At 63.2% G+C, this 11,160-nt stretch carries 12 protein-coding genes and 1 pseudogene; 9 read left to right on the top strand and 4 right to left on the bottom strand.

Translation table 11 applies throughout. The annotated features are described in order from the left end of the window. Together WBV42_RS11700 and WBV42_RS11705 are read right to left on the bottom strand one after the other, a co-directional pair. A pseudogene (locus WBV42_RS11700) lies at positions 1–641 on the bottom strand (DNA mismatch repair protein MutS); the annotation flags it as partial. Between the two features lie 57 nt (positions 642–698). Continuing rightward, positions 699–1,019, bottom strand: coding sequence for an antibiotic biosynthesis monooxygenase family protein (locus tag WBV42_RS11705; protein WP_423986193.1), 321 nt, complete (start codon positions 1,017–1,019; stop codon positions 699–701). Positions 1,020–1,135: 116 nt separating this feature from the next. Here WBV42_RS11705 and WBV42_RS11710 point away from each other — a divergent pair, with 116 nt between their 5' ends. Continuing rightward, positions 1,136–2,206 carry a guanosine monophosphate reductase gene (locus tag WBV42_RS11710; RefSeq protein WP_423986194.1) on the top strand — a complete coding sequence of 357 codons (1,071 nt, stop codon included), beginning with the start codon at positions 1,136–1,138 and terminating at the stop codon, positions 2,204–2,206. Positions 2,207–2,270: 64 nt separating this feature from the next. Here WBV42_RS11710 and thsA read toward each other — a convergent pair whose 3' ends face one another. Beyond that, a complete protein-coding gene (gene thsA / locus WBV42_RS11715) occupies positions 2,271–3,911 on the bottom strand; it encodes a thermosome subunit alpha (RefSeq protein WP_423986203.1) in 1,641 nt (546 codons plus the stop codon). 153 nt (positions 3,912–4,064) lie between these two features. Here thsA and WBV42_RS11720 point away from each other — a divergent pair, with 153 nt between their 5' ends. From WBV42_RS11720 to WBV42_RS11730, 3 genes are all read left to right on the top strand, one after another. Then, positions 4,065–5,063 carry an AIR synthase family protein gene (locus tag WBV42_RS11720; RefSeq protein ID WP_423986195.1) on the top strand — a complete coding sequence of 333 codons (999 nt, stop codon included), beginning with the start codon at positions 4,065–4,067 and terminating at the stop codon, positions 5,061–5,063. Between the two features lie 106 nt (positions 5,064–5,169). Continuing rightward, positions 5,170–5,751 carry an NADPH-dependent FMN reductase gene (locus tag WBV42_RS11725; RefSeq protein ID WP_423986196.1) on the top strand — a complete coding sequence of 194 codons (582 nt, stop codon included), beginning with the start codon at positions 5,170–5,172 and terminating at the stop codon, positions 5,749–5,751. 19 nt (positions 5,752–5,770) lie between these two features. Then, a complete protein-coding gene (locus tag WBV42_RS11730) occupies positions 5,771–5,956 on the top strand; it encodes a Gfo/Idh/MocA family oxidoreductase (RefSeq protein WP_423986197.1) in 186 nt (61 codons plus the stop codon). Positions 5,957–5,967: 11 nt separating this feature from the next. Here the strand turns inward: WBV42_RS11730 and WBV42_RS11735 are convergent, their stop codons facing one another. Beyond that, on the bottom strand, positions 5,968–7,008 hold the full coding sequence (locus WBV42_RS11735) for an NAD(P)-dependent alcohol dehydrogenase (RefSeq protein ID WP_423986198.1): 1,041 nt from the start codon (positions 7,006–7,008) through the stop codon (positions 5,968–5,970). 201 nt (positions 7,009–7,209) lie between these two features. Here WBV42_RS11735 and WBV42_RS11740 point away from each other — a divergent pair, with 201 nt between their 5' ends. From WBV42_RS11740 to WBV42_RS11760, 5 genes are all read left to right on the top strand, one after another. Continuing rightward, a complete protein-coding gene (locus WBV42_RS11740; protein ID WP_423986199.1) occupies positions 7,210–8,283 on the top strand; it encodes a glucose 1-dehydrogenase in 1,074 nt (357 codons plus the stop codon). Continuing rightward, positions 8,270–8,896 (top strand): transcriptional regulator GfcR, encoded by a 627-nt coding sequence (gene gfcR, locus WBV42_RS11745; RefSeq protein WP_423986200.1) that lies wholly within the window; start codon positions 8,270–8,272, stop codon positions 8,894–8,896. The genes WBV42_RS11740 and gfcR overlap by 14 nt, the downstream gene beginning before the upstream one ends. Positions 8,897–9,052: 156 nt before the next feature. Further along, complete coding sequence (locus WBV42_RS11750) at positions 9,053–9,400, top strand: glutaredoxin family protein (RefSeq protein WP_253226515.1); 348 nt, start codon at positions 9,053–9,055, stop codon at positions 9,398–9,400. 105 nt (positions 9,401–9,505) lie between these two features. Beyond that, complete coding sequence (locus WBV42_RS11755) at positions 9,506–10,081, top strand: DUF7110 family protein (RefSeq protein WP_423986201.1); 576 nt, start codon at positions 9,506–9,508, stop codon at positions 10,079–10,081. Between the two features lie 348 nt (positions 10,082–10,429). Beyond that, positions 10,430–11,160 (top strand): phosphoadenosine phosphosulfate reductase family protein (locus WBV42_RS11760; RefSeq protein ID WP_423986202.1); only part of this gene is annotated, 731 nt, incomplete at its 3' end.

An 11,160-nucleotide genomic window follows, 5' to 3' on the forward strand; every position in this document is an offset into this window, starting at 1 on the left:
AACGTGGCCTCCTCGTAGGTCGTGACCATGCAGTCGGCGTCGAAGACGTCGGATTCGGTAGTTTCATCCGCGATCGAGGGGGCGACGATTGCCTCGGTCGGGGCGAATCGCTCCACCTCGCTTCGGACCTCGCTCTCGGTTTCGACGGTCGTCGCGTAGAAGTCTCCCGTCGAAACGTCGAGGATGGCGAGCCCGTAGCCCTCGTCGTGGGAAAGACAGGCGACGAAGTTGTTGTCGTCGCCGTGGAGCAGTTCGTCCTCGGTCAGCGTGCCGGGCGTGACGACGCGGGTGACGGCGCGTTCGACCACGCCGGAGGCGTCCGCCGGGTCCTGTACTTGGTCCGCGACCGCCACGCGATACCCCGCGTCGAGGAGGGCTTCGATGTACGATTCGGCGTTGTCGATGGGAATCCCGGCCATCGGGTACGTCCCCGTGTTGTCCTCGCGTTGCGTGAGCGTGATTTCCAGAATCCTCGAACACTGCTCAGCCGCCTCGCAGAACGTCTCGTAGAAGTCGCCGACCTGAAACAGTACCATCGAATCGTCGTACTGCCGACACAACTCGAAGTACTGACGCATCATCGGCGTCAACTCGTCGCTGTGTTCGGCCATCTTCTCGGGTGCCCCCAGCGCCGCGTCCATGCGAGAAAACCAGTGCCCGCATGGCAATAAGCCACCGGAATCTCGGCGATGAATCGACTATCGTTCGTCCACAAACGCAACGTCGTACAGATGGTAGTCCGCCGTGGCGAGTTCGAGCGCCCCGTCCATGTGTTCGCGTACGTCGGGGCGCTCGAAGATGGCTTCGTAGTCGGCTTCGCTCTCCCACTGAGCGTAGTTGACGACGCGTTCGCCGTCCCTACTTCGGTGGATGTTCGCCGAGACGAATCCGGGGAGGTGACGCATGGTCTCCTCGGTCGCATCGGCGAGGAGTTCCACGAGTTCGTCCTGCTTTTCGGGAGCCACGGTGAACACGTTGATCAACGTCGTCAGGTTCGTCGTTTCGTCGATGGTCGTCATGGGAGATGGTTCGCTGGCCGCAAGCAAATACGCTTGCAGTGGGTGAACTCTCCAGCGAGGGTATCTCGTTTCAGTGGAGTTAAGTGGAGTCGGCGACTCGGGAGTGAAGGTTACCGATGAACGTTCGGACAGGTCTTTCGTATGGTGACGTACTGCTGGTGCCGCAACGCTCCCCGGTCGATAGCCGGAGCGACGTCTCGCTGACGACGAATCTCACCGCGAATCTCGAACTCGACACGCCGCTGTTGAGCGCGCCGATGGATACCGTCACCGAGACGGACGCTGCGATCGCACTCTCGGAGATGGGCGGCTTCGGCACGATTCACCGGTTTTTGAGCATCGAGGAACAGGCCGAGCAGGTTCGGGCCGTGAAGGATGCGGGCGGCCTCGTCGGTGCCGCCGTCGGCATCAACGAGGAATTCCTCGACAGGACGGAAGCGACGCTGGAGGCGGGCGTGGACTGCATCATGGTCGACGTCGCACACGGACACATGGAACGCTGTCTCGACGCCGTGGCCGAGATTGACACCGAATTCCCGGACGCGGAACTCGTCGCCGGGAACGTCGTGACGCCCGAGGCCGTCTCGGACCTCTACTCCGCGGGCGCGGACGGCGTGAAAGTCGGCGTCGGTCCCGGTTCCCACTGCACGACCCGAAAGGTCGCCGGGGCAGGCGTCCCGCAACTCACCGCCGTGGACGACTGTTCGGAGCGAGCCGAAGCGTTGGGAATCCCGATCGTCGCGGACGGCGGCATCCGAACGTCCGGCGACGCCGTGAAGGCGCTCATGGCCGGGGCGGACACCGTCATGATGGGGAGCTTCTTCGCCGGAACCGACGAGGCACCCGGCGAGACGGTCACCGTAGAGGGGAAGACGTTCAAGCGCTCGCGCGGCATGGCCTCCACCGCCGCGAACGAGAACCGCACCGACAAGAGCCTCACCCCGGACGCGGACGAGGGCATCGCGGGGCTGACCGAGTACAAAGGCCCGCTCGCCGACGAAACCGCGACCTTCCTCGCCGGAATCCGATCGGGGTTGAGCTACTGCGGCGGCCACGACATCCCCGCCGCCCGCGAGAACGCCGAGTTCATTCAGGTCGCCCCGAGTGCCCGAGAGCGTGAGGGTTCCCACTCCGTCTTCGCGAACGTGGAACCCGAGATGGAGAAGGAACTCGCGCCGCTACAGTGATCGAAATTGGAGTTTTCGCAACGTCCGAGACCGTCCTCGAAAAAATAGCGCTCCCGTTTCCCGTCTATATCGCGCCACCCATGCCGCCCATTCCTCCCATGCCGCCCGTCTCCGGAGCTTCCGCTTCGTCGCTGCCGCCGAGATCGCCCGCGGAAATCACGTCGTCGATGCGGAGGAGGAGTTCGGCCACGTCGGTCGCGCTCCCGATGGCTCGGGATTTGACGCGGCGGGGTTCGACCACGCCAGCGTCGAGCATGTCCACGACCTCGCCGGTTTCGGCATCGAGGCCGACGTTTTCCTCGCCCGCGTCGTGACGGCTTCGGAGGTCGGTCACGCCGTCGATGGGACTGATCCCCGCGTTCTCCGCGAGGGTGCGCGGCACCGTCTCCATCGCGTCGGCGAACGCCTCGACGGCGAGTTGTTCCCGACCGCCGACGCCGTCGGCGTACTCCCGCAACCCGAGTGCAAGCGTCGTTTCCGGTGCACCTCCACCGGGGAGAACCTGCCCGTCCAGCAGGGTGACCCGCACGACGCCCAGACTGTCGTGGACCGCCCGCTCGACCTCCTCGACGACGTGTTCGGTCCCACCGCGCAGCAGGAGGGTGACGCTTCGCGGGTTGTCACACTCCTCCACGAAGATTCGGGTGTCGCCCGCGACGTTGCGTTCCTCGACGATTCCGGCGTGGCCGAGGTCGTCGGGATCGATGTCGCCGAGGCTGGAGACGACGCGCGCCCCCGTCGCCCGCGCGAGGTGTTGCACGTCGCTCTTCTTGGCCCGGCGGACGGCGAGAACCCCTTCCTGTGCCAACAGGTGCTGGGCCATGTCGTCGATACCTTTCTGACAGAAGACGACGTTCGCGCCGCTGTCGGTGATGCGTTCGACCATCTCCCGCAGTTGGGCCTCCTCGCGGTCCAAAAAGCCCTGTAACTGGTCGGGGTCGGTGATGCTGACCGCCGTGTCCGTCTCTGTCTCCTGCACCTCGATGGGTGTGTCCACCAGCGCGATGGTGGCGTCCTCGACGCGCCACGGCATGTCGTCGTTGACGCGCTCCTTGTCCACGACGACGCCCTCCACGAGTTCCGAATCCGAGATGCCGCCCCCGACGACCGTCTCCACGGTGACGTTCGAGAGGTCGATGTCCTCGCCGTCACCATCCTCGTCGTAGACGGCGCGAACCGCCCGCACGACGAGTTCCGAGAGCGCCTCTTTGGCCGCCTCCGCACCCTTCCCGGTCATCGCGGTCTGTGCAATCTCAGTGAGGAGGTCCCGCTCCTCGACCGGATGGGATGCCGTTTCGAGCAGCCGATACGCCTCCTCGCTGGCGAGGCGGTAGCCGCGTGCGACCGTCGTCGGATGGACGCCTTGTTCGAGTAAGTCCTCCGCCCGTCGGAGGAGGTCGCCAGCGAGGATGACCGCCGTGGTCGTCCCGTCGCCGGTCTCGTCCTCCTGTGTTTCGGCGACTTCGACCATCATCGTCGCCGCCGGATGCTCGATGTCCATCTCCGTGAGGATGGTCACCCCGTCGTTCGTCACGACCACGTCGCCCATCGAATCGACGAGCATCTTGTCCATCCCGCGCGGGCCGAGCGTGGTTCGTACCGCCTCGGCGACCGCCCGCCCGGCGGTGACGTTCATCTCGCGGGCGTCCCGCCCGCTGGTTCGCTGTGCCTCCTCCCCCAGTATCAGAATCGGTCCGGTCTGCATTCTGTCTGCCATGATACCCCCGAACAGGGTACGACGGCATCCGGCAAAAGGACTGGTGCGGAACGGGACCGGTGCGGAGTGGAATCGATACGGAACGGGACCGGTGCGGACGACGACGAAACGCACATTGGGGCTCCCTCGAAAGTTCGTGCCATGATCGGCAAACTCGACCCGGACGACCTCGCGCTCGTCGTCTCGCGCACGGGTGCGCAGGACGACGACGTGCAGGTCGGTCCCGGCTACGGTGAGGACGCCGCCGCCATCGAAATAGGCGACGAGACCCTCGTCGTCAGCTCCGACCCGCTCTCACTGGCCCGCGAAAGACTCGGCACGCTGGCAGTCAACGTCGCCTGTAACGACGTGGCCTGCTCCGGTGCCGACCCGCGCTGGCTGACGAACGTGGTGTTTCTCCCCGACGACGACCGGGAGACGCTGGATATCGTGACTGAACAGATAGACGAGGCGGCGAAGAATCTCGATGTCGCCATCGTCGGCGGTCACTCCGAGTACGCCCCCGACCTCTCGCGGCCGACGGTGACGATGACAGCGATGGGACTGGCGGACGAGTACGTTCCGACCGGCGGGGTGGAACCCGGCGACCGACTCGTGTTGACGAAAGGGGCCGGAATCGAGGGGACGGCCATCCTCGCCACGGATTTCCGCGACGAAGTCGGGACGGATACGACGGTGGATGGGGAATCGGCGGCGGTAGATGGGGAATCTGCGGTGGAAGCGGGTGAATCGTTCTTCGAGGAGATTAGCGTGGCCGAGGACGCCCGCGTCCTCCGGGAGTACGCCCACGCCATGCACGACCCCACGGAAGGCGGCGTGATTACCGGCTTACTGGAGATGGCGGAGGCGTCCGAAATCCGGTTGGAAGTCGAGCGCGACGACGTTCCGGTCCGGGACGTGACGAGGACGCTTTGTGACACGATGTCCGTAGACCCGCTCCGGATTTTCGGCTCGGGGGCGCTCCTTGCGGCGATTCCCGAAGAGGGGGTCGAGGATGCACTCGATGCGCTTCGGGATGTCGGAATTTCGGCCGCCGTCGTCGGTCGTGCGGTCGAAGGGGATGGAGATGGCGAACTCGTACTGGACGACGAGATCATCGCTGACCCGCCACGCGACGATCTGTATCAGCTCTGGGAGTAGTCCTCGGCCGATTAGATAATCCCTTCCGATCATCCCGGAAGTGAAACTATTCCAACTGAACCGTACTTCAGCGAGTGCTTTACTGGCTCTCTCCGGGATATATCGTATGGAACTCGATATTCACGTCGTGGGATTGTGTGGGTGCCTGCGCGACGGAAGCGAAACACGAGTTGCCCTCCGGAGTGCGCTCGACGCGACGGAGTCGATGGGTGCGACGACGACGCTCGTCGACCTGCGAACGTACGACCTCCCGTTGCTCGATGGTGACGAGGCGACACCGCCCGACGCCGAAGCGCTGCGGGAGACGATTCGGGACGCCGACGCGGTGCTCCTCGCCACGCCGATGTACCACGGTTCGTACTCCTCGCCGTTGAAAACGGCCCTCGACTACTGCGGGTTCGAGGAGTTCGAGGGGAAGACGGTCGGCCTGCTCGCGGTTTCGGGATGCGGGTTCCCGACTCCCGCGCTCGAACACCTGCGGTCGGTCTGCCGCGCGCTGAACGCGTGGACGCTCCCCGTGGAAGTCGGGATTCCCGACGCCCGCTCGAACATCGAGGACGGGGAAATCACGGACGAAGATACCGCGGACCGCGTCCAGCGACTCGGCGAGCGACTCGTCCTGTTCGCCGGGGTCGATGAGTATCCCGAAGTCGCCAGCACGACGCTCGAATCCGTCACCGGGTTCTGAGACGGTCGAGCGGGGCGACGTGGAAGCCGCACTCTCCGTCGAACCCGTGAACGAGGAAGTCGAGGAGTTCGACTACTTCGCCGACCGTTTGCTCTCGGGTCGCGGCCCAGAACCTGACGGACGACACGGACTGGTCGATATGCGCACCATCGAAGCGATTTACGAGTCGGCGGAAACCGGCGAACGTGTGCGCGTCGAAGACTGACGGGTAACGGCTCAGGGAACGATGACGGCTCGCCCCTCGATTTCGCCGTGTTCCAGTTTTGCCGCGACGTCGTTGATGTCCTCCAGCGCGTACCGCGAGGTTCGCAGGCTCACCTCGCCACGCGCGACGAGCGACAACAACTCTTGGAGTTCGGGGTAGGTACCGACGAGTGTTCCACGATAGGCGAAGTCGCCGTCCACGAGCGCTTGGGCCGGTTCGTGAATGTGGCCACCGTAGCCGACGACGTGGTGGTCCCCGCCGCCCGCGAGCACGTTCGGCGCGTAGTCCAAGGTCTCGTCGGCACCGACGAAGTCGATGACCTGCTGGACGCCCGCTCCGTCGGTGAGGGCGTCCAATCGCTCGGCCACGTCCTCCGTTCGTGAGTTGACGGTGTGGTGTGCGCCGAGGTCGGTCGCGAGCGTTAGCGCTTCGTCTTTCACGTCGATGGCCGTTATCTCGGCGGCGCTCATCGCCCGAAGCGCTTGGAGTCCGATGTGGCCGAGACCCCCGACGCCGACGACGACGGCGGGTTCACCGGGGTTCAGTTCCCCGACCGCCTTTTTCACCGCGTGGTACGCCGTGATTCCGGCGTCCGCGTGGGGGGCGATTTCCTTCGGATCGACCCCTTCCGGGAGCGGGATCACCGCACGCTCGTTCGTCAGGAGATACTCCGCGAACCCGCCGTCCGTCGAGAGGCCGGGGAAGGCGAGGTTCTCACAGTGCATGTCCTGTCCCAGACGACAGGCCCGACAGATGCCGCAGGTCATCGCCGGATGGCAGACGACGGTGTCGCCCTCCGACACCAGCGTCACGTCGTCGCCCGTTTCCGCGACGGTTCCGGCGTTTTCGTGCCCGAGCGTCATCGGGAGGGTTTGACCCATCCGTTCCTCCCACATCCCCTCGATGGCGTGATTGTCCGTCTGACACCACCCTGCTCCCTCGATTTCCACGACGACGTGGTTCGGATCGGTCGCCGACGGTCGGTCGACGTCCTCGATAGTGAGCGCGTCGTCCATCTCATCGGTGTACTCGTGGAGTCGTGCAGCACGCATGCTCACGAATCATGACGCGCAAAGGGACAGGTGTTGTGGCACTTCGCCGGTTCGAAAAACGGGACGGCCGAAAGCGACGTGTCGGACAGGTGTTCAGGTCCGATGTGGACGGAATCGTACGCTCGCGGCCGTCCAACTGCATCTGAACTTTTTACTCGGTAAAGAATAAATGTTTTGAATACCTAGTGGATAGGGAGCAGTATGCATGCAATCGCACTCAGGCGCGGGGCACGCGCGCCGGAAGTAATCGAAACACCCCGACCGGAACCCGACACGGACGAGGTTCTGGTGCGGACGCTTCGGGTCGGCGTCGACGGGACGGACCACGAAGTCATCGCCGGGCATCACGGTGGCTTTCCCGCGGGCGACGACCATCTCGTTCTCGGCCACGAAGCCGTCGGCGTCGTGGAGGATCCGAACGGCACGGCGTTCAAGCAGGGTGATATCGTCGTCCCGACCGTCCGCCGTCCGCTTCCCGACGGCCCAACCGAGTATTTCGAACGCGGTGAACCCGATATGTCCCCTCCGGAGGACGTCATCGAACGAGGCATCACCGGCGGTCACGGCTTCATGAGCGAGTACTTCACCAGTTCCACCGAATTCCTGCTTCCCATCCCGGACGAACTCGCGGAGTGGGGATTCCTGGTCGAACCCATCAGCATCGCCGAGAAGGCCATCGAACTCGCCCGCGCATCGCGCTCGGCGTTCGACTGGCAACCGGAGAGCGCGCTCGTCCTCGGCAACGGGTCGCTCGGATTGCTCACGACGGCGATGCTCACCGAGTCGTTCGACCGAGTGTACTGTCTGGGCCGCCGCGACCGACCCGACCCGACCATCGACATCATCGAGGAACTCGGCGCGACGTACGTCGATTCGCGGGAGACGCCCGTCTCCGAGATTCCCGGCGTGTACGAACCGATGGACTTCATCTTCGAGGCGACCGGCTACCCGAAACACGCCTTCGAGAGCATCGAAGCGCTCGCACCGAACGGCGTCGCCGCCCTACTCGGCGTCCCGGACGAATGGACGTTCGAAGTGGACGGCGGTGCCCTTCACCGGGAACTCGTAATGCACAACAAGGCGCTCGTCGGGAGCGTCAACTCCGGCTATCGCCATTTCGAGGCGGCGATAGAGACGCTTTCGGGGCTTCCGGAGTGGTTATTGGACGACCTCGTGACAGGTATTTTCGATTCGTCGAACGTCGAAGAGGCTTTTGCGAACGACGAAACGACAATAAAGGCGGCGGTGAAATTCTACGACAATGAAGAACGTTGACGACCTCATCGATAGTGCGGCCGAACTCGCGGAACGCGGCCTCTCGAAGGGAGAGATCGCTGACGAACTGAACGTGTCGCGCGAGACGGCCAGTTGGCTGGTCGAGCGCAGTGGCAGTACGCCGAGTCACGAACCGGCGGGTGGGCCGCAGGACATCCACGTCGATTGGAGCGCCATCGGCCGCGACAGCAGTCGCCTCTCCCACGTGGGAGCAGCGATGGCCGACATGCTCTCGAAACACGGCGAGGAGGTCGATCTGACCATCGGTATCGAGAAGGCAGGTGCCCCGCTCGCGACCACCGTGGCCCGCGAACTCGACACCGACCTCGGGACCTACGCGCCGCGCAAGCACCAGTGGGACGAGGGCGACATCAACGAGTACGGCGGCAGTTTCTCGCGGAACTTCGCACAGATTCGGAACCGCGAGTGCTACGTCGTGGACGACACCATCACCAGCGGGACGACGATGACCGAGACCATCGAGGCCATCCAGGACCGTGGCGGTGAGCCAGTCGCCTGTATCGTCCTTGCCGACAAGAGCGGTATCGAGGAACTGAACGGCGTCCCCGTCTACTCGCTGGTGCAAGTCATCGGCGTCGGCAGCGACGAATAGGGCGGAAACCGTAGACGATCGATGTACTCATTTTTCGAACGGCCGAGCGAGGTGACGACCGTCGGGACTCGCGAATCGTCACCCGTTCCCGGTTCGTGAACGGCACGTCGTGACGCGGGCGCAACTTCTTTGCGGCGTGGGTGCCTACGCAAGTGTATGACCTTCACACCCGGCGAAGCGCTATCCGCCGAGGAAGTCGAGGAACGGGTCGATTCGGCAATCGAGGAAAACGAAGTGGTGCTCTTCATGAAGGGGACGCGTCTCATGCCACAGTGTGGGTTCTCCATGCGCGCGGTCGAACTTCTGGACGAGCATCGTGGTGAGGAGTTCGAGACGGTGAACGTGCTCGACAACTTGGACGCCTACCGCGAGGCGCTCTCGGAGTACAGCGGTTGGGAAACGATCCCGCAAACGTACGTCGACGGCGAATTCATCGGCGGCAGCGACATCCTCGCCGAAATGGAAGAACGAGATGAACTCGAATCGACACTCCGAACGGACTGATGTCATTGCGGAGGTTGCACTTGCAACCGAAAGAGTAGACCCTATAAGCACGGGGCGCGTAGACAAATACGTACCGCCGACGGGAGACGGAACCCACGACTACAAATGAGCCAGGTATACCGACTACATTCGACGCTCGAATTGCCGCTTGAAACCGTTTACGACCACTTCGAAAGCGACCCCGACCTACCGGACGGAATCGACAGCGTCGATATCACCCGCCGGAACAACACACTCATCATCAGTGCGGTCTCGACGGACGAAAGCATCAGCAAGTACACCCCGACCGCGCAACTGAAAGCCAGTGTCTCGGAAACGCGCGTCTTCACCGAGGAAGAGGAAGCGCGACGCAACGCACCACGATGGGGCACGCCGGAGGAGGAGGAAGAGGAGGAACCGACCGGTGAACTCATCGAGATGGCCGCGTTCAAGGGCGACCGCGAGACGGTGCTCCAGAACACCGCGGTGCAGTACCCGATGTTCGAAGTGCTGTGCACCATCGCGCGCAAGGCCGAGAAAGGCACGCTGACCGCCATCTCCGAAGTCGGTGGCGAACTCGAAGCCACCCGCATCGTGGACGGCGACGACCGACCGGCGTCCATCGAAGTCGTCGAGGGGCCACGCAAGGAGAACTCGTCGTCCAGCGGCGTGAACTGGCGCGACAACAAGTTCATCAGCTAATTGGATACCGTGCGGCCTCCGCAGGAACGTAGAGTGTAGCTACTTCTTCGATTCGCTTTTTAGAAACGGGGTATCGACGATGCAGACATCAGCGCACTCGATATCTCTCCGTTCGTGAACCGAACTGAGAGCGATTCACGACCGGGAACGGTTCACAAAAACGTATTTATGCATGCATACGCTCTTCAGAGATGATCCAAGGGCCGTATTCGCTGTTTGTTTTCCGGAAACTCGAACTCTGTCGAACGATGGCTCGAAAATTCGAGTTCGACTCCTCACTAACCCAAACGGTTCTTCACGACGAGCCGAAAAGCACTTTAGCCATCTAATTATATGTAATTACACGCCATGCCAAACGACTTCCCCGACTATCTCGACGTGGACTACACGGACGGCGAAGGAGAGAATCCCGAAGATTACCCTTCGCTCGAAGATAAAATCGAGAAAGCAATCGACGTGACCCGCAAGGGTCTCGAAGAGTACGAAAACCCCGCCGTCATGTGGACCGGTGGAAAGGACTCGACGCTCACGCTGTACTTCATCAAGGAAGTCGCGGAGCGCTACGATTTGGAAGTCCCCCCGGCAGTGTTCATCGACCACTACCAGCACTTCCAGGAGATCCACGACTTCGTGGAACACTGGGCCGACGAGTGGGACCTCGAAGTCATCTACGCCCGCAACGAGGACGTGGGTGGCTACGTGGACGAGCACGGTCTCGAACCGGGCGACGACATCGAAATCGGCGCCCTCTCGGAGCACAACCAGCACCACGTTCGTGACCTCCTCGAATACGAGGACGACACGTTCCCGTTCCTGCTCGACACCTACGTCGGCAACCACCTGCTGAAGACCGTCGCGCTCAACGACGCGCTCGAAGAGTACGACGTGGACGGCGTCATCTCCGGCGTCCGCTGGGACGAACAGGAAGCGCGCGCCGACGAGACGTTCTTCAGCCCGCGTCACGACCCCGAAATCTACCCGCCGCACGACCGTATTCAACCCATTCTCCACTTCGACGAGCCCGCCGTCTGGGACGCCTTCTGGTACTTCGTCGTCCCGGACACCGTCGAGGACTACCC

Origin of the sequence: Haladaptatus sp., from assembly GCF_049589095.1 — an archaeon.
In the GTDB taxonomy this organism is placed as follows: domain Archaea; phylum Halobacteriota; class Halobacteria; order Halobacteriales; family Haladaptataceae; genus Haladaptatus.

Coding starts and splice junctions, on each gene's coding strand:
- WBV42_RS11705 (WP_423986193.1), bottom strand. CDS start 1,019: ATGACGACCATCGACGAAACGACGAACCTGACGACGTTGATCAACGTG.
- WBV42_RS11710 (WP_423986194.1), top strand. CDS start 1,136: ATGAACGTTCGGACAGGTCTTTCGTATGGTGACGTACTGCTGGTGCCG.
- thsA (WP_423986203.1), bottom strand. CDS start 3,911: ATGCAGACCGGACCGATTCTGATACTGGGGGAGGAGGCACAGCGAACC.
- WBV42_RS11720 (WP_423986195.1), top strand. CDS start 4,065: ATGATCGGCAAACTCGACCCGGACGACCTCGCGCTCGTCGTCTCGCGC.
- WBV42_RS11725 (WP_423986196.1), top strand. CDS start 5,170: ATGGAACTCGATATTCACGTCGTGGGATTGTGTGGGTGCCTGCGCGAC.
- WBV42_RS11735 (WP_423986198.1), bottom strand. CDS start 7,008: ATGCGTGCTGCACGACTCCACGAGTACACCGATGAGATGGACGACGCG.
- WBV42_RS11740 (WP_423986199.1), top strand. CDS start 7,210: ATGCATGCAATCGCACTCAGGCGCGGGGCACGCGCGCCGGAAGTAATC.
- gfcR (WP_423986200.1), top strand. CDS start 8,270: ATGAAGAACGTTGACGACCTCATCGATAGTGCGGCCGAACTCGCGGAA.
- WBV42_RS11750 (WP_253226515.1), top strand. CDS start 9,053: ATGACCTTCACACCCGGCGAAGCGCTATCCGCCGAGGAAGTCGAGGAA.
- WBV42_RS11755 (WP_423986201.1), top strand. CDS start 9,506: ATGAGCCAGGTATACCGACTACATTCGACGCTCGAATTGCCGCTTGAA.